The following is a 15,233-nucleotide window of genomic DNA, read 5'->3' on the forward strand; positions in this document are numbered from 1 at the left end:
TCAGACCTCAGACGCCGACGGACCTGGTGGGGCGGGACGGGGTGCCGGCGGCGGCCTTCCCGCTCTTCAGGGGGACCTCCTTGATGAAGAGCGTCACCACGAAGGCCACCAGGGCGAACGGCGCGGAGTAGAGGAAGACGTCCGCGACGCCGTGGCCGTACGCGCTCTCCAGCACCGCGCGCACCGGCTCGGGGAGCGCCGCCAGGTCGGGGAAGGCACCGCCGGCGTCGCCCGGGACCGCGCCCTGCGGGCCCAGTTCGGCCAGGCCGTCCTCCGTGTACCGGGTGACCCGGGTGCCGAGTACCGCGCCCAGGGCCGAGACGCCGATCGCGCCGCCGAGGGAGCGGAAGAAGACGACCACGGAGGAGGTCGCGCCCAGATCCTCGGGCGAGACCTGGTTCTGGGTGCAGAGGACCAGGTTCTGCATCATCATGCCCAGGCCGAGCCCCATCACGGCCATGTGCACGCCCAGTTGCCAGGTCTCGGTGTCATGGCGGATGCTGCCCAGCAGCCCCAGCCCCACCGTGGTCAGCGCACCGCCGGTGACCAGCCAGCTCTTCCAGCGGCCCGTCTTGGTGATGATCAGGCCGGATACGGTGGAGGAGAGGACGAGGCCCGCGATCATGGGGATGGTCATCACCCCGGACATCGTCGGGGACAGCCCCCGCGCCAGCTGGAAGTACTGGCTGAAGAAGACCGTGCCCGCGAACATCGCGACCCCGACGAAGAGCGAGGCGGCCGAGGCCAGGGCGATGGTCCGGTTGCGGAAGAGCCGCAGCGGAATGATCGGTTCGCTCGCCCGTGCCTCGGTGAGCAGGAAGCCCGCGCCGAGCGCCACCGCGCCGCCGACCATGGCGGCGGTCTGCCAGGAGGCCCAGGCGTAGTCGTTCCCGGCGAAGGTCACCCAGACCAGCAGCAGCGAGACGGCCGCGCTGATCAGGAACGCGCCCGTCCAGTCGACCTTCACCCGGCGGCGGGCCACCGGCAGCTTCAGCGTCTTCTGGAGCACGACCAGCGCGATGAGCGCGAACGGCACCCCGACGTAGAAGCACCAGCGCCAGCCGAGCCAGTCGGTGTCCGTGATCACCCCACCCAGCAGCGGGCCGCCCACCGTCGCGGCCGCGAAGACCGCCCCCAGATAACCGCTGTATCTGCCCCGCTCCCGGGGGGCGATCATCGCGGCCATGATGACCTGCGAGAGCGCGGTGAGACCGCCGACGCCGATGCCCTGGACCACCCGGCAGGCGATCAGCGTCCCGGTGTTCTGCGCCAGCCCGGCCACCACCGAACCGGCGACGTATATCAGCAGGGCCGACTGCACCAGCAGCTTCTTGCTGAACTGGTCGGCGAGCTTGCCCCAGAGCGGGGTGGTCGCGGTCATCGACAGCAGCGCCGCCGTGACCACCCAGGTGTAGGCGCTCTGTCCGCCGCCGAGATCGCCGATGATCCGGGGCAGGGCGTTGGAGACGATCGTGGACGACAGGATCGCGACGAACATGCCGAGCATCAGCCCGGACAGCGCCTTCATGATCTGCCGATGGGTCATCGACGGGCCGTCGTCGGGGTGGGCGTCCCGCCCGGCCCGGCCGTCGGCGCCCCGCAGACCGGACGGTGTGGTCGTCGCCATGAGTGGTCCTTCTCTTATGTCTTGTCTGTCGCGTCGTGTGCTGTCGCGTCGTGTGCCGTGTCGCGGGGGAGCGCGCAGTGGTCCCCGAAGGAGTCGCGCAGCCGGGCGAGCATGTCGATCAGCTGTCCGATCTCGTCGTCGGACCAGTCGTGGAGGCGGCGGGCGAAGACCCCCGCGGTACGCCGGTGCAGCTCGGCGATCATGGCCGAGCCCGCCGGGGTGAGCCGCAGGATGCGGGAGCGCCGGTCACCGGGGTCGAGATCGCGCTCGACCCAGCCCGAGCCGGCGGCATGGGCCACATGTCTGCTGGTCACCGACATGTCGACGGAGAGCAGCTCGGCGAGCCGGCCCATCCGCATCTCACCGTGCCGGTCCAGCAGGGCGAGCACGGCGGCGGCCCCCGAGGGGCACTCGACGGGCAGCAGCCGGGCCAGGCCGCGCCGGAGCGTGCCGATGGCGCTGAGCTGCCGGGCCAGTTCCGCGTACTGAGCCTCTGCGGCCATGGCCGAGCCTCCCCGAGTCCGTCGTCCGGCTCACTGTCGAGCTTGTCGTTGCTTTGGGCAACCATAAGATTGTTGGTTGCTGAAGGCAAATGAAAACGGAGAGAGGATGTTCAGGGCCCCGTGAGGGCGTCGCGTACGGGGGCGGTGGTCCGTGCCCGGGGTTGGGTCCCGCGTACGGGTTCGCTAGGGTCGTGCCCCATGGCACACAACCCCCATGCTCCCCAGGGCCAGCACTCCCAGGGCGGCCAAGACCCTTCCGGCAGCACTCAGATGTTCCGCGCGTTCGTCGACGAGGGCGAGCCGCAGGGCCGTCGCCAGAAAGCCGCCGCGCAGTCCGGGCCGAAGCCCGGCGTGATCATCGCGGTCGTCGCGGTGGTCGCGATCCTCGGCGCGGTGGCCTGGCTCGCGTTCGCGTAACCGGGCGACCGGGCAACCAGCCGGTCCGGGGCCGCACTTCGGTGCGGTCGCGCCGGCGGCCGGCGCTCCCGGGCGGGCGCGCCGCCACCGTCGTTCCGCGTCTCGCGATGCGTACCGGTCCTTTGCCGCGGGGCGATTGACGTCGCATCGGCGCGAAGGCCCCGGCGGCCGGGCGGCATTCCACCGGGGACCGGTCCTGCGTCAGTCGGAGATCAGACCGTCCCGCAGCTGGGCGAGCGTACGCGTCAGCAGCCGGGAGACATGCATCTGCGAGATGCCGACCTCCTCGCCGATCTGCGACTGGGTCATGTTCGCGAAGAAGCGCAGCATGATGATCTGCCGCTCCCTGGGCGGGAGTTTGGCCAGCAGCGGCTTCAGCGACTCGCGGTACTCCACCCCCTCCAGCGCGGTGTCCTCGTACCCCAGGCGGTCGGCGAGCGAGCCCTCGCCCCCGTCGTCCTCGGGAGACGGGGAGTCCAGCGAGGAGGCGGTGTACGCGTTGCCGACGGCGAGGCCGTCGACGACCTCTTCCTCCGAAACGCCCAGCACGGCGGCGAGTTCGGGCACGGTCGGGGAGCGGTCGAGTCGCTGGGCCAGCTCGTCGCTGGCCTTGGTGAGCGCGAGCCGCAGCTCCTGGAGCCGGCGCGGCACCCGCACCGACCACGAGGTGTCGCGGAAGAAGCGCTTGATCTCGCCCACGACGGTCGGCATCGCGAACGTGGGGAATTCCACGCCCCGTTCGCAGTCGAACCGGTCGATCGCCTTGATCAGGCCGATCGTGCCGACCTGGACGATGTCCTCCATCGGCTCATTGCGGCTGCGGAAGCGGGCCGCCGCGTACCGCACCAGCGGAAGATTCAGCTCGATCAGAGTGTCGCGCACATAGGTGCGCTCCGGGCTGTCGACGGTCCCGTCGCCGTTCGCCGCGTTCGCCGTGTCCAGCGCGCGCAGCCGGAGGAAGAGCGAACGGGAGAGAGTTCGGGTGTCGATGGCCTCCGAGCTGTCAGGCGTGACAGGTGCGGGGGCGCTCTGCGCGGGCGTGAGCGTGAGCACCTTCGAGCTGCCCTGTTCTACGGACATGCCACCCCCTTGAGGTCGCGTACGGTCGCGGTGGCCGCGACCAACGGGAACGCAGCCTGCACCTGAAATACCGGCCGCAAGGCTGCCGCAAACGCTTCTCCGGCAGAATGTCACATGTCGGCAACACGCCGAAGAGATTTGTCGACACAGCTTCAGGGGATCATCGCAGGAAGCAAGGGGTGCAGGGGTGTTGGGGCCCCTGAAAAACGTTCTGCTTGGGTCTACCCGTTCCGACTACGCTTCGATCCTGTTTGCGGACCGCAATCGGGCGAAGCTGCGGGCAAGCAGCCTTGACACGTGCATCTGCGAAACGCCCAGCTCCTGGCTGATCTGTGACTGCGTCAGATTGCTGTAGTAACGGAGCATCAGAATCCGCTGCTCCCGCTCCGGCAGCTGCACCAGCAGATGGCGTACGAGGTCCCGGTGTTCGACGCCCGCCAGCGCCGGATCCTCATAGCCGAGCCGGTCGAGCAGCCCCGGCAGTCCGTCGCCCTCCTGGGCCGCCTCCAGCGAGGTCGCGTGGTACGAACGCCCGGCCTCGATGCAGGCGAGCACCTCGTCCTCGCCGATCTTCAGCCGCTCGGCGATCTCGGCGGTCGTCGGGATGCGGCCGTGAGCCGTCGTCAGATCCTCGGTCGCGCCGTTGACCTGCACCCACAGCTCGTGCAGCCGCCGGGGAACATGCACGGTCCGGACGTTGTCGCGGAAGTATCGTTTGATCTCGCCGACGACCGTGGGCATCGCGAAGGTGGGGAACTGCACCCCCCGGTCCGGGTCGAACCGGTCGATCGCGTTGATCAGGCCGATCGTGCCGACCTGGACGACGTCCTCCATCGGCTCATTGCGGCTGCGGAAGCGGGCCGCCGCGTACCGCACCAGCGGCAGATTCGCCTCGATCAGCGCCCCGCGCACCCTGCTGTGCTCCGGGGTCCCGGGCTCCAGCAGCTTCAGCTCCCCGAAGAGGACCAGCGTGAGCGCGCGGGTGTCCGCCCCCCGCCCGCCGGGCCGGACGGACCCGGCGGCCCCGGTGTCGTCCGGGGCCCCGGTGTCGGTCAGCTCGGCCTCGGCTTCCGTGGTGACGGCGGTGACGGCGGTGACGGCGGTGGCGGAGGCCGCTGCGGGGGGATCGTTCGCCCGCTCGTTCTGGGGCAGCGCTTCAGGCGCGGTACTGGCCGGCACGGTACGCCACCCCTTTGCGGTCATCTACGGTCAAGTCATCAATCAAAAGCGGTCATAGCATCACAAGACATGTCCACTGTGTGCAAGCACCAGATAACACCGTGTTGAAGGCAAGTTGGGGTTTAAACCTCAAGCAGCCCCCCGCCACAAGGGCGGGGGGCTGCTGATGTGCCGTACGGCGGCGGGGACGCGGGCCCCGGCCGGGGCTCAGAACTCGTAGTCGGCGATCACCCAGGTGGCGAACTCGCGCCACCGTCCGGCGGCGGCCTGATGGGCCGGATGCTCGATGTACCTCTTCAGCGCGTCACGGTCGGCCACGGCGGAGTTGATCGCGAAGTCGTAGGCCATCGGCCGGTCGCTGATGTTCCAGGCGCACTCCCAGAACTCCAGCTCGGGCACGAGCCCGTCGAGCTCCTGGAAGGCCTTCACTCCGGCGGCCACTCGGGGCTCGTCCCGTTCGACGCCCTCGTGGAGCTTGAAGAGAACCAGGTGACGGATCAAGGAACGCTCCTCGGCAGGGGCCGGCGGCGGGGTCCGCCGGGGCTAATTGACCAGTTCGGTCATGAAGTCGCCGACGCTCTTGGCGGCGCTGGATATGCCCTCGAAGCCTATCTGGACCAGGTCGGCGGACTTCTCCGGGGAGGTGATGATCGTGTACACCACGAAGATGACGATGATGTAGAAGGCGATCTTCTTCGCTTGTGCCATGCCTCTTCCTCCCCGGTGTTCCCGCTGACTCCGCCGTGGCCCCCGGCTCTCCGTGCCCGGCCGTCCGTGCCCGTCCCTGCCGTGATCGTGGAGAGTCGCGGAAGTCTAACCGAGCCTTTAGGGACCAAGGACCCGAAGATCGGGGCCGTTCGCCGTACAAGTCCGGGCCTTTGAGGGCGCACGATGGACTCGGGTGCGGGCCCGCGGGGATACGGCAGGAATACCGCCGGCTCCCGTACCGGCCCCTGTGCGGGGCCCGCCGCATGCTCCCCCCGACTGCGGCAGGGCCCGAGGGCCGGTCCGTCCCACCGGGGGAAGCGGTCATCCCCCCCGACCGCTTCTCCCGGACCCTTCCTCCTCTCGCCCTGTCCCGGCCGGACGCCTTGGAGCCCTTACCGGTCCTCCGGCAGCAGTCGGAACGCCTTGTGGCCGGTCAGCGGCCGGATCATCCGGAAGTGGCGGTCCGTCGTGAACAGGACCTCCGTGCGGTAGACCGCCGCCAGTGCGACATTCATGGCGTCCGTCAGGCCGATGCCCTGCCCTCCGTCCGCGTCCGCGCAGCCCTCGGCGACGGCGATCGCGGAGCTGAGGTGCGCGGCGACGGGCGGCACCTCGAACCTGCGGGTCGCCGTGTTCCGCTCGATGAACCGTGCCGCGGTCAGGGCTTTCCGGGCGCCGCCGCGTGCCGAGATCAGATAGTCCAGCTCGGCGAGCACCATGGGCGAGACGATGAGGTGACTGATGGCCGCCAGCGCTTCCTTGTGGGCCTCGTGTTCCGCGAGACGCGGGTCGAGGAGACGGTAGAGCGCGTTGGTATCGGCGATAGCGATCACGCTCAGGCCCCCATGCCCTTCAGAACATCCTCGATCTCGTCGTCGCTGAGATCAGGAAGGCCCAGGTCGGGGAGGTCGATGAGGCCCATGGGGTCGGTCGGGTAGGGCGGGACGTCCTCTCCTATGGGCACCACACGCGCGACCGCGATGCCGTTCTTGGTGACCGTGATGGTCTCGCCACGGGCCGCCGCGGCGAGGATCTGTGACGATCTCTGGTTGAACTCGCGGGCTGTAGTCTCCATGTAGTACATGTTGCTACATGGGGTCCGGGCGATGCGATCGCGATGGTGCCCTGGGCAGCCGCAGGACCAGGCGGGCACCGCCCCCGGGGCCGGTGGGGGGCCGGGCGGTGAGGGTGCCGCCGTGGGTGGTGACGATGGAGCGGGCGATGGCCAGGCCGAGGCCGGTGCCGCCGTCGTGGCGGGTGCGGGCGTCGTCGAGGCGGGTGAAGCGGTCGAAGACGCGTTCGCGCTCCTCGGCCGGGATCCCCGGGCCGTCGTCGGTCACCTCCAGGACCACCTCGTGGTCGTCGGCGGTGACGCGGACCCGGACGGTCGCGACCGCGTGGCGGCGCGCGTTCTCCAGGAGGTTGGTGAGCAGCCGCGTCAGATGGGCGGCGTTGCCGAGTACGGGCGCGGGGCCGGGGGCGTCGATGTCCGTGGGCGGGGTGACGCCCGGTCGGCGGGCCAGGTCGTGGGCGAGGAGGGTGAGGTCGACCTGTCGGTGGTGCGGTTCGCGGTGGGCGTCCAGACGGGCCAGGAGCAGGAGGTCGCCGACGAGGGTCTGGAGGCGGCCGGTGTCTTCGAGGGCCTCGGCGGCGACCTGCGGCCAGTCCGCGCCGTCGGGGCGGGCGAGGGCGAGTTCGAGGCGGGTGCGCAGGACGGTGAGCGGCCCGCGCAGTTCGTGGGAGACGTCGCCGGTGAAGACGCGCAGCCGGGTGACGGCGCGGTCCAGGCGGTCCAGGGTGGTGTTGAGGGTGGTGGCCAGACGGGAGATCTCGTCCCGGGCGGGCGGGACCGGGAGACGGCGGTGCAGATCGTTGGCGGTGATCTCGGCGGCCTCCCGGCGCACCGCCTCGACCGGGGCCAGCGCCCGGCCCACCGCCACCCAGGTCAGCGCCGCTCCGAGCAGCACGATCAGCAGCACACCGGTCGCCACGAGCACGAGCACACCGCGCAGGGTGTCCTCGGCGGCGGTGAGGTCGACCACGCTCTGGGCGCGGTAGCGGCCGTCGGCCGAGAACGAGAACACCTTGGGCCCCTCGGCGGCCCTCGCCGCGGACCTCGTCTCCAGGGACGGCCCGGAGGCGGCCTCCGACACGGGGGCCGCCTCGACCTCGGCCCCGTTCACCTCGACGCTGTCGCCGGTGCCGTTCCTTCCCGTGCGCTCCAAGAGCGTCACCGCCAGATCGGCCTGCCGCTGAGAGGCGTCCCGGGCCGACTGCCACAGCTCGCCGCGGACCGTGATGAGCAGAACGGCCGCCCCCGCCGCCAGCGCGACGGCCAGTACCGCGGCCACCGCGAGAGTCATCCGGCCCCGCACCGTGGCCGGCCGTACGCGGCGGGGGAACCGGCGGCGCGCGGACACGGGCACCGGGCCCTCAGCCTTCGGAGGACAGCCGGTAGCCGGCACCCCGGACGGTGCGGATGCTTCTGCGCCCGAACGGCGCGTCGATCTTCCGGCGGAGCGCACTGACGTACACCTCCACGATGTTCAAGTCGCCCTCGTAGTACTCGTCCCACACGCGTTCGGCGATGTCGGTCTTGGCGACGACCTCGTCGGCCCGCTCGGCCAGGCAGGCCAGTACCGCGAACTCCTTCGCGGTCAGGACGACTTCGTCCCGGCCGCGCCAGCAGCGCAGTGACACCGGCTCGACGCGCAGATCCCCCACCCGGAGCACCGCCGTCGCACGGCGTCCGGAGCGGCGGACGAGGGCCTTCAGCCGGGCGGTGAGCACGACGAAGGAGAACGGCTTCGCCAGATAGTCGTCCGCCCCCGTCTCCAGCCCCTCGGCCACGTCGTACTCCCCGTCCTTGGCGGTGAGCATCAGCACCGGGGTGGCGCTGCCCGCCGCGCGCAGCCGGGCGCAGACGGCGTAGCCGTTCAGACCTGGCAGCATCACATCCAGCACGACCACGTCGTACTTTCCCGACAGCGCGCGCCGCAGCCCCTGGCGGCCGTCGGCGACCCAGTCCACCTCGAAGCCTTCCCCGGCCAGCCCCTGGCGCAGCAGACCCGCGAGCCGTGCGTCGTCCTCCACCATCAGCATGCGCATGCTGTGCAGCCTGCCTCACCGAAGGGACGACCGGCAGTCCGTGCTGAAGCCCGCTTCAGGATTTCAGCGTGGCCTCAGAGGCCCCCTGCCACGGTTCACCCATCGCCACCGCGGATCGAGCGGTGACCGGACCGGAAGGACATCCTGTGCCTCAGTCCAAGACTCTCAAGCGCGCCGCCCTCATCGGCGCGACCGCCCTGCTGGGTGTCGGGGCCGCCGTCGGCGCCGCCCAGGCGGACGGTGCCACCACCTCCGACACCACCGAGCCCAGGCCCGCGACCGCCGTTCAGCACACGGACAAGGGCGCGGGCCCCTCCACCGAGTCCGTCGGCAAGGACACGGGCAGGGCCGCCGACCGTCCCGGCAAGGTGACCAGCAAGCACGCGTTCGGCGACGCGGCGGCCTTCTGCTTCGTGCCGGCCGACGGCGAGGTGCCGACCGGAGCGGCCTTCCCGTCCGGCGGCGTCGACGGGCCGGGCCTGACGGTTTCCGGCGAGCCGGCCGCCAAGGGCAAGGGCAAGGGCAAGGGCAAGGGCAAGGGCGGGGACGGCAAGCCGGAGGTCTGCTTCGAGTCCGCCAAGGCCGACAAGCCCGGCGACCCCTTCGAGCCCGCCGGACCCGGCAGGTTCGAACACCGGAAGTAGACCGGACCGGAATCAGCGCCCCCACGGACAGGGCCGTCCCGCTCGCCAGGCGGGACGGCCCTGTCCAGGGTTTCCGGACGCGGAAGGACTGAGTCCGTGAGAGACGCCGTTTTCCCGCGCGCGAGCGGCTGGATCCCGCAGGTGATCCGCGAGGACGGTGAGGTGAAGCCGGCCCTCGGCGCCGGGGCCGACGCCAACCACGAGCCCCGCACCTTCACCTTCCCGGTCGGGGAGGCCCATCTCGCGGTGATCCGGGAGGATCTGGCCAGACACCTGCTGCTGTGGAGCGCGGTCCTTCCGCTGTGCGACGCCGCCGGAACCCGGGGCCGGCTCGTCGCCCACGGTGCCGACATCGATCTGCTCGACCGCGGCCGGCTCTGCGCCGCCCTGCGCGCGGCGATGGAGACGTCCGACGGGATGCGGATCGGCCGCGATCCGCGACGGGGAAAACGCGCCACGGACAAGCGCGACTGGGACCGGATGGCGGCGGCGACCGACACGGCCCTGCGCCGCGCACACCCTGATCGCGCCGGCTTCGGCGGGAGCGCGAGGCGGACGCCCCTGTCGTTCACCAACGACAAGGGCGTCGAGAAGAAGCGGTTCCCGGACAGTCCCCGCACCGCCGCCGAGGACGGACATGAGGGCCGACCGGACATGAGGGCCGACCGGACATGAGGGCCGACGCAAAACACCCCCTGATCGCGTTTCCGCGGATCAGGGGGTGTAGGAAGCGGTAGCGGAGGGATTTGAACCCTCGGTGAGTTTCCCCACACTCGCTTTCGAGGCGAGCTCCTTCGGCCGCTCGGACACGCTACCGGGAGAGAGCTTAGCCCACAGTGGGCCGTGAGCCGAAATCGGTTGATGGATGAGGTGTTTTCGCAGGTGGGGAGGGTGGGTGCCGACGGGGGCGGTCAGCGGGTGCGGAAGAAGTCGGTGAGGAGCTTCGCGCACTCGGGTTCCAGGACGCCCTGGACGAGCTCGGGGCGGTGGTTGAGCCGGCGGTCGCGGACGACGTCCCAGAGGGAGCCGGCCGCGCCGGCCTTCTCGTCGCGGGCGCCGTAGATCACCCGGTCGAGGCGGGACTGGGTGATCGCGCCGGCGCACATGGTGCAGGGCTCCAGGGTCACGACCAGGGTGCAGCCGGACAGCCGCCAGCCGCCGAGGTGCTCGGCGGCGCGGCGGATCGCCAGTACCTCGGCGTGGGCCGTGGGGTCGCCGGTCAGTTCGCGTTCGTTGTGGCCGAAGGAGAGCGGGACACCGGCGGGGTCCAGCACGACGGCGCCGACCGGCACATCGCCGGAGAGCGCCGCGTGTCCGGCCTCCGCGAGGGCGAGACGCATCGGCGTCTCCCACGGGTCTCGTACGGGGTCTCCTGTCCGGGTGGCCTCTTCCGTCACTAGCGGACGGTCTCCAGCACCTCGGCCGCGCCCAGGGCGTCGGCGATCTCCGGCAGTGCGTCGGTGTTCAGGGTCAGCAGCTCCTTCTCCGAGAGGCCGAGGTCGGCGAGGATGCCGCGGTCGCCCAGCGGCGCGGCCGGCACCGCCTCGGCGGCGGGGTCCGTGTCGTCGTGGTCATTGTCGTGCGCGGACGGCTCTCCGTCCTCGGTGCCGTCGAGGTCCAGCGCGTCCAGTTCGTCGGACGGGTCGTCGGCGTCCCGGCCGAGCAGTTCATTGGTGAGGATCTCCCCGTACGAGGAGCGCGCGGCGGCTGCCGCGTCGGAGACGAAGATACGAGGATCCTCCTCGCCCTCCACCCGGACGAGCCCGAACCAGGAATCCTCCTGCTCGATGAAGAGGATCACCGTGTCCTCGTCCAGCGAGGCCGCGCGGGCCAGATCGGACAGATCGGACAGGGTCTCCACATCGTCGAACTCCGTGTCGCTCGCTTCCCACCCGTCTTGAGTGCGCGCGAGCAGTGCGGCGAAGTACACCGTGACTCTCCCACTGATCAGAGGTGTGACGACTGGGCGGTGCGCTGATGTGTGCCTCGCCCACTCGGAATCGTGGCAGAAACCGGGGCCTCGCGAGAGGTCTTCCGTCGTTGCGTCGGCCATCAGTTCTCATCCGGTCCCATCCGGAGGTTTCACGTGGAACCTCCGAACCGGGGTGGAAGCCGATGTCGGGGACACCGGACGGGCTACCAGCGGAAGGTGCGCATACGCATCTGCTGGCGCATCCGGGCCGCCCTGGCCCGCCGGGGCTGGACGCGGTCCCGCAGGGCCTTCGCCTCGTTCAGCTCTCGGAGGAACTGGGCGCGCCGCCGTCTGCGCTCGGAGTTCGGCTCCGGCTCGGTCCCGTGCTCATCCTCGGGTTCCGCTTCCGGGCTTTTCCGGGCGCGCTCCACGGCGTGCTCCACGGCGCGTTGCCCGCGCTCGCGCCCGTGCTCGTGCTCATGTTCGGGATACTCCGGTTCCGGCATCGGCCACACCACTCCACGGCTGGACGTCTGCCTCCACCTTCCCTCCGGAAGGTTCCTTGATGCGAGCCGGGCTACTGTTGACGGTATGCGGATCCATGTCGTCGACCACCCGCTGGTGGCGCACAAACTCACCACACTGCGCGATCGGCGCACCGACTCCCCCACCTTCCGGCGGCTCGCCGACGAGCTGGTCACGCTCCTCGCGTACGAGGCGACCAGGGACGTGCGCACCGAGCTGGTGGACATCGAGACCCCGGTGGTCCGGACGACCGGCGTGAAGCTGTCGCACCCGCGCCCGCTGGTGGTGCCGATCCTCCGGGCCGGGCTCGGGATGCTCGACGGGATGGTGCGGCTGCTGCCCACCGCCGAGGTCGGTTTCCTCGGGATGATCCGCAATGAGGAGACGCTGGAGGCGTCGACCTACGCCACGCGGATGCCGGAGGACCTTTCCGGGCGTCAGGTGTATGTCCTGGACCCGATGCTGGCGACCGGCGGGACGCTGGTCGCGGCGATCCGCGAGCTGATCAAGCGCGGTGCGGACGATGTGACGGCCGTGGTGCTGCTGGCCGCCCCCGAGGGCGTCGAGGTCATGGAGCGTGAGCTGGCGGGGACGCCGGTGACCGTGGTGACGGCCGCGGTGGACGAGCGGCTGAACGAGCAGGGGTACATCGTGCCCGGCCTCGGTGACGCCGGTGACCGGATGTACGGCAGCGCGGAGTAGCGGAGCGTTCGCGCCGCTCAGGATGGAGAGAAGCCCCGGGTCCCCTGGACCCGGGGCTTCTCCGTGCTCCGGGGACCCGGGGCCGCCGGGCGGCCGTTCAGCACTTGGGCTTCGGCCCCGGCGCGGGGTTGGCGAGAGCGGTGAGGGCGCGGTCGGCCGCGGGCTTGGGGGACAGCTTGGTGAAGGCCGTGCCGAGGATCAGGTCGACGTCCTTGGTCTTGCGGGCGTCGGTCTTGTTGGTGGTGCCCTTGAGCTGGGTGCCGAGGAGAAGGAAGGGGCCCTTGACGGCCGTCGGGGAGCCCAGCAGCACACCCGTGTTCTTGATCTTCTTGTCGAAGGCGGCGGGGGCGTTGCCCACCTTGCCGATGGTGAAGCCGCGCTTCTTCAGCTCGTCGGCGGCGGCCTTGGCGAGACCGCTGCGAGGGGTGGCGTTGTAGACGTTCACGGTGACCTGGGCCGGTCTGAGCCGCAGCGGCGGCGCGGCGGACTCCTTGGGAGCCGGCTTGCAGTCCGCGCCGCGGGTCGCCGCGGCGGCCTTCTTGCCGTCGTCCGTGAAGACGTCGATGAGCTGTAGCGTCCCCCAGCCGGCCACTCCGAGGGCGACCCCTGCGGCGACCAGCGCCGTGATGATCCTGCGGCGCTTGCGCGGGCGTCGCATCCGCGGGTACGTCTCGCCCGTGACGCGGTACTTTCCACCCATGCCGGGAGGAGTCAGCATGCTCATGGGCGCAGCGTAATGCGGCCCGGGGGCCATGCGTACAAGATGATCGACTGACTGGGTCCGTACGGCCTCCGAAAGGCCCCGAACGGGTCAGTCTCAGCCCAGTTCGAGGACCCGGGCGTGCAGGACCTGCCGCTGCTGGAGCGCGGCGCGCACCGCGCGGTGCAGGCCGTCCTCCAGATAGAGATCGCCCTGCCACTTCACGACATGGGCGAAGAGGTCGCCGTAGAAGGTGGAGTCCTCGGCGAGGAGGGTCTCCAGATCGAGCTGGCCCTTGGTGGTCACCAGCTGATCGAGGCGGACCGGGCGCGGCGCGACGTCCGCCCACTGCCGGGTGCTTTCCCGGCCATGGTCGGGGTAAGGCCGTCCGTTTCCGATGCGCTTGAAGATCACACGGAAAGCCTACCGGGCGAGCGCCTCCGGGCGCAGCCACGGCGGCCGAGTGCGATCCTGGGCAAAACTCCTCAGATACGGAGAATCGGGGGCCTCATGGCCGAGAGCGTGCCGCAGCCCGCGCGGGAAATCGCCTCCGGGTACGCCCTCACGGGAGCGGCGATCGAGCTCGGCGCGCTGCTGTGGGAGGGGCGGTGTCTGCCCGAGGCCCCGGTCCGTATCCCGCTGTCGATGCTCAACCGGCACGGACTGGTCGCCGGGGCGACCGGCACCGGGAAGACCAAGACCCTCCAGCTGATCGCCGAGCAGCTCTCCGCCAACGGTGTGCCGGTCTTTCTCGCGGACATCAAGGGGGACGTCTCCGGCATCTCCGCCCCCGGGCAGCCGGGCGGGCGGGTGGGCGAGCGGGCCGCGCAGGTCGGACAGGAGTGGGAGGCAAGGGGGTTCCCCGCCGAGTTCTACGGACTCGGCGGCATCGGCCCGGGGATCCCGGTCCGGGCGACGGTGACCGGCTTCGGCCCCGTACTGCTCTCCAAGGTGCTCGGGCTCAACCCGACGCAGGAGCAGTCGCTCGGGCTGATCTTCCACTACGCCGACGCCAAGGGGCTCGAACTGGTGGATCTGAAGGATCTGCGGGCGGTGGTCGCGTTTCTGACCTCTCCCGAGGGGCGGGCCGAACTCAAGGACATCGGCGGGCTGTCCGCCGCCACGGCCGGGGTGATCCTGCGGTCGGTGACCGCGTTCGAGCAGCAGGGGGCGGGGGGCTTCTTCGGGGAGCCGGAGTTCGACACCTCGGAGCTGCTGCGGACCGCGCCGGACGGGCGCGGGCTGGTCTCCGTGCTGGAGCTGGCGGCGGTGCAGGGCAAGCCGCAGCTGTTCTCGACGTTTCTGATGTGGCTGCTGGCGGACCTCTTCCACGATCTGCCGGAGGCGGGGGACCTGGCCAAGCCCAAGCTGGTCTTCTTCCTGGACGAGGCGCATCTGCTGTTCACGGGCGCGAGCAAGGCGTTTCTGGAGGCGATCACCCAGACCGTGCGGCTGATTCGCTCGAAAGGAGTCGGGGTGTTCTTCGTGACCCAGACGCCCAAGGACGTGCCCTCCGATGTGCTGGCCCAGCTCGGCAACCGGGTGCAGCACGCGCTGCGGGCGTTCACCCCGGAGGACGCCAAGGCCCTGAAGGCGACGGTCCGTACGTTCCCGAACTCGGCGTACGACCTGGAGGAGGTCCTCACCGGGCTCGGCACCGGCGAGGCGGTGATCACCGTACTGGGCGAGTCGGGCGCTCCGACCCCGGTGGCGGCCACCCGGCTGCGGGCCCCGCAGTCGCTGATGGGGCCGGTGGACGCGGCGGCGCTGGACGCGGCGGTGCGGGAGTCACCGCTGTACGAGCGCTACGCGCGGGCGGTGGACCGGGAGTCGGCGTTCGAGAAGCTGGCGGCGCGGGCCGAACGGCCCGCGCCGGAGAAGGAGAAGCAGAAGGAGAGGGGAACAGAACCGGAGCCGGGGCCGGGGCGGGCCGGTGACCGGGACGGTTCGCTGGTCGAACAGGTGGTGGGCAGCGGGGTCTTCCGCTCGCTGGCGCGCTCGGTCGGCACCCAGATCGGCCGCGAGATCACCCGCTCCCTCTTCGGCACCGCCCGCCGGCGGCGCTAGACATTCCCGGCCGCCGGTCCCGTGCCCGTGCGGCACAGGACCGGCGGCCCCGGAACGACCG

The 15,233-nt window shown here is 70.8% G+C and carries 18 protein-coding genes, 1 tRNA gene and 2 pseudogenes; 5 read left to right on the forward strand and 16 right to left on the reverse strand.

Annotation, left to right across the window (positions count from 1 at the left end; translation table 11 throughout):
• Nucleotides 1-46 precede the first annotated feature (46 nt).
• Nucleotides 47-1,546: pseudogene (locus ABD371_RS29380) on the reverse strand (MDR family MFS transporter); the annotation flags it as partial.
• Between the two features lie 95 nt (nucleotides 1,547-1,641).
• Nucleotides 1,642-2,130 (reverse strand): MarR family winged helix-turn-helix transcriptional regulator, encoded by a 489-nt coding sequence (locus tag ABD371_RS29385; protein WP_344483496.1) that lies wholly within the window; start codon nucleotides 2,128-2,130, stop codon nucleotides 1,642-1,644.
• 198 nt (nucleotides 2,131-2,328) lie between these two features.
• Here ABD371_RS29385 and ABD371_RS29390 point away from each other — a divergent pair, with 198 nt between their 5' ends.
• On the forward strand, nucleotides 2,329-2,547 hold the full coding sequence (locus ABD371_RS29390; RefSeq protein ID WP_344483499.1) for a hypothetical protein: 219 nt from the start codon (nucleotides 2,329-2,331) through the stop codon (nucleotides 2,545-2,547).
• A gap of 201 nt (nucleotides 2,548-2,748) precedes the next feature.
• Here the strand turns inward: ABD371_RS29390 and ABD371_RS29395 are convergent, their stop codons facing one another.
• From ABD371_RS29395 to ABD371_RS29430, 8 genes are all read right to left on the reverse strand, one after another.
• The gene (locus tag ABD371_RS29395; protein WP_190121339.1) at nucleotides 2,749-3,627 is read right to left on the reverse strand and encodes an RNA polymerase sigma factor SigF; all 879 of its coding nucleotides are present in this window, start codon (nucleotides 3,625-3,627) and stop codon (nucleotides 2,749-2,751) included.
• 234 nt (nucleotides 3,628-3,861) lie between these two features.
• Nucleotides 3,862-4,806: an RNA polymerase sigma factor SigF gene (locus tag ABD371_RS29400; protein WP_344483503.1), complete on the reverse strand. Its 945-nt coding sequence runs from the start codon at nucleotides 4,804-4,806 to the stop codon at nucleotides 3,862-3,864.
• 207 nt (nucleotides 4,807-5,013) lie between these two features.
• On the reverse strand, nucleotides 5,014-5,307 hold the full coding sequence (locus ABD371_RS29405) for a Dabb family protein (RefSeq protein ID WP_344483505.1): 294 nt from the start codon (nucleotides 5,305-5,307) through the stop codon (nucleotides 5,014-5,016).
• A 42-nt stretch (nucleotides 5,308-5,349) separates the two neighbouring features.
• Complete coding sequence (locus ABD371_RS29410; protein WP_344483508.1) at nucleotides 5,350-5,514, reverse strand: hypothetical protein; 165 nt, start codon at nucleotides 5,512-5,514, stop codon at nucleotides 5,350-5,352.
• A 392-nt stretch (nucleotides 5,515-5,906) separates the two neighbouring features.
• A complete protein-coding gene (locus ABD371_RS29415) occupies nucleotides 5,907-6,353 on the reverse strand; it encodes a PIN domain-containing protein (protein WP_344483721.1) in 447 nt (148 codons plus the stop codon).
• Complete coding sequence (locus ABD371_RS29420; RefSeq protein ID WP_344483511.1) at nucleotides 6,350-6,589, reverse strand: type II toxin-antitoxin system Phd/YefM family antitoxin; 240 nt, start codon at nucleotides 6,587-6,589, stop codon at nucleotides 6,350-6,352. Before ABD371_RS29420 ends, ABD371_RS29415 begins: the two co-directional genes overlap by 4 nt.
• A 13-nt stretch (nucleotides 6,590-6,602) precedes the next feature.
• Nucleotides 6,603-7,877, reverse strand: a complete 1,275-nt coding sequence (locus ABD371_RS29425; protein ID WP_344483514.1) for a sensor histidine kinase — start codon at nucleotides 7,875-7,877, stop codon at nucleotides 6,603-6,605.
• A gap of 70 nt (nucleotides 7,878-7,947) precedes the next feature.
• Complete coding sequence (locus ABD371_RS29430) at nucleotides 7,948-8,622, reverse strand: response regulator transcription factor (protein WP_344483517.1); 675 nt, start codon at nucleotides 8,620-8,622, stop codon at nucleotides 7,948-7,950.
• 146 nt (nucleotides 8,623-8,768) lie between these two features.
• Here ABD371_RS29430 and ABD371_RS29435 point away from each other — a divergent pair, with 146 nt between their 5' ends.
• Both ABD371_RS29435 and ABD371_RS29440 read left to right on the forward strand, forming a co-directional pair.
• Nucleotides 8,769-9,266 (forward strand): hypothetical protein, encoded by a 498-nt coding sequence (locus ABD371_RS29435; protein WP_344483520.1) that lies wholly within the window; start codon nucleotides 8,769-8,771, stop codon nucleotides 9,264-9,266.
• Between the two features lie 96 nt (nucleotides 9,267-9,362).
• A pseudogene (locus ABD371_RS29440) lies at nucleotides 9,363-9,899 on the forward strand (DUF6357 family protein); the annotation flags it as partial.
• Nucleotides 9,900-9,997: 98 nt separating this feature from the next.
• On the opposite strand, the gene ABD371_RS29445 reads toward ABD371_RS29440, so the two are convergent.
• The 4 genes from ABD371_RS29445 to ABD371_RS29460 all read right to left on the reverse strand — a co-directional run bounded on the left by ABD371_RS29445 (nucleotide 9,998) and on the right by ABD371_RS29460 (nucleotide 11,684).
• Nucleotides 9,998-10,082 (reverse strand) — tRNA-Ser (locus tag ABD371_RS29445).
• Nucleotides 10,083-10,177: 95 nt separating this feature from the next.
• Nucleotides 10,178-10,606, reverse strand: coding sequence for a tRNA adenosine(34) deaminase TadA (gene tadA / locus ABD371_RS29450; protein WP_344483523.1), 429 nt, complete (start codon nucleotides 10,604-10,606; stop codon nucleotides 10,178-10,180).
• A gap of 56 nt (nucleotides 10,607-10,662) precedes the next feature.
• Nucleotides 10,663-11,196: a tRNA adenosine deaminase-associated protein gene (locus ABD371_RS29455; protein WP_344483526.1), complete on the reverse strand. Its 534-nt coding sequence runs from the start codon at nucleotides 11,194-11,196 to the stop codon at nucleotides 10,663-10,665.
• Between the two features lie 206 nt (nucleotides 11,197-11,402).
• Complete coding sequence (locus ABD371_RS29460) at nucleotides 11,403-11,684, reverse strand: hypothetical protein (RefSeq protein WP_381735049.1); 282 nt, start codon at nucleotides 11,682-11,684, stop codon at nucleotides 11,403-11,405.
• A gap of 85 nt (nucleotides 11,685-11,769) precedes the next feature.
• On the opposite strand from ABD371_RS29460, the gene upp reads away from it, so the two are divergent.
• Complete coding sequence (gene upp / locus ABD371_RS29465) at nucleotides 11,770-12,405, forward strand: uracil phosphoribosyltransferase (protein WP_190121348.1); 636 nt, start codon at nucleotides 11,770-11,772, stop codon at nucleotides 12,403-12,405.
• A 97-nt stretch (nucleotides 12,406-12,502) separates the two neighbouring features.
• Here upp and ABD371_RS29470 read toward each other — a convergent pair whose 3' ends face one another.
• Together ABD371_RS29470 and ABD371_RS29475 are read right to left on the reverse strand one after the other, a co-directional pair.
• Nucleotides 12,503-13,129, reverse strand: a complete 627-nt coding sequence (locus ABD371_RS29470) for a LytR C-terminal domain-containing protein (RefSeq protein ID WP_344483531.1) — start codon at nucleotides 13,127-13,129, stop codon at nucleotides 12,503-12,505.
• A gap of 93 nt (nucleotides 13,130-13,222) precedes the next feature.
• Nucleotides 13,223-13,519, reverse strand: a complete 297-nt coding sequence (locus ABD371_RS29475) for a type II toxin-antitoxin system VapB family antitoxin (RefSeq protein ID WP_003955420.1) — start codon at nucleotides 13,517-13,519, stop codon at nucleotides 13,223-13,225.
• Nucleotides 13,520-13,615: 96 nt separating this feature from the next.
• On the opposite strand from ABD371_RS29475, the gene ABD371_RS29480 reads away from it, so the two are divergent.
• Nucleotides 13,616-15,172, forward strand: coding sequence for a helicase HerA-like domain-containing protein (locus ABD371_RS29480; protein WP_344483534.1), 1,557 nt, complete (start codon nucleotides 13,616-13,618; stop codon nucleotides 15,170-15,172).
• Nucleotides 15,173-15,233 lie beyond the last annotated feature (61 nt).

It is taken from the genome of Streptomyces amakusaensis (assembly GCF_039532665.1).
Lineage (GTDB): Bacteria > Actinomycetota > Actinomycetes > Streptomycetales > Streptomycetaceae > Streptomyces > Streptomyces amakusaensis.

What these genes read in the sequence shown, in the direction of transcription:
- ABD371_RS29470 (WP_344483531.1), bottom strand. Translation starts at nt 13,129, where the DNA reads ATGAGCATGCTGACTCCTCCCGGCATGGGTGGAAAGTACCGCGTCACG.
- ABD371_RS29425 (WP_344483514.1), bottom strand. Translation starts at nt 7,877, where the DNA reads ATGACTCTCGCGGTGGCCGCGGTACTGGCCGTCGCGCTGGCGGCGGGG.
- ABD371_RS29395 (WP_190121339.1), bottom strand. Translation starts at nt 3,627, where the DNA reads ATGTCCGTAGAACAGGGCAGCTCGAAGGTGCTCACGCTCACGCCCGCG.
- ABD371_RS29390 (WP_344483499.1), top strand. Translation starts at nt 2,329, where the DNA reads ATGGCACACAACCCCCATGCTCCCCAGGGCCAGCACTCCCAGGGCGGC.
- tadA (WP_344483523.1), bottom strand. Translation starts at nt 10,606, where the DNA reads ATGCGTCTCGCCCTCGCGGAGGCCGGACACGCGGCGCTCTCCGGCGAT.
- ABD371_RS29410 (WP_344483508.1), bottom strand. Translation starts at nt 5,514, where the DNA reads ATGGCACAAGCGAAGAAGATCGCCTTCTACATCATCGTCATCTTCGTG.
- ABD371_RS29385 (WP_344483496.1), bottom strand. Translation starts at nt 2,130, where the DNA reads ATGGCCGCAGAGGCTCAGTACGCGGAACTGGCCCGGCAGCTCAGCGCC.
- ABD371_RS29420 (WP_344483511.1), bottom strand. Translation starts at nt 6,589, where the DNA reads ATGGAGACTACAGCCCGCGAGTTCAACCAGAGATCGTCACAGATCCTC.
- ABD371_RS29460 (WP_381735049.1), bottom strand. Translation starts at nt 11,684, where the DNA reads ATGCCGGAACCGGAGTATCCCGAACATGAGCACGAGCACGGGCGCGAG.
- ABD371_RS29430 (WP_344483517.1), bottom strand. Translation starts at nt 8,622, where the DNA reads ATGCGCATGCTGATGGTGGAGGACGACGCACGGCTCGCGGGTCTGCTG.
- upp (WP_190121348.1), top strand. Translation starts at nt 11,770, where the DNA reads ATGCGGATCCATGTCGTCGACCACCCGCTGGTGGCGCACAAACTCACC.
- ABD371_RS29480 (WP_344483534.1), top strand. Translation starts at nt 13,616, where the DNA reads ATGGCCGAGAGCGTGCCGCAGCCCGCGCGGGAAATCGCCTCCGGGTAC.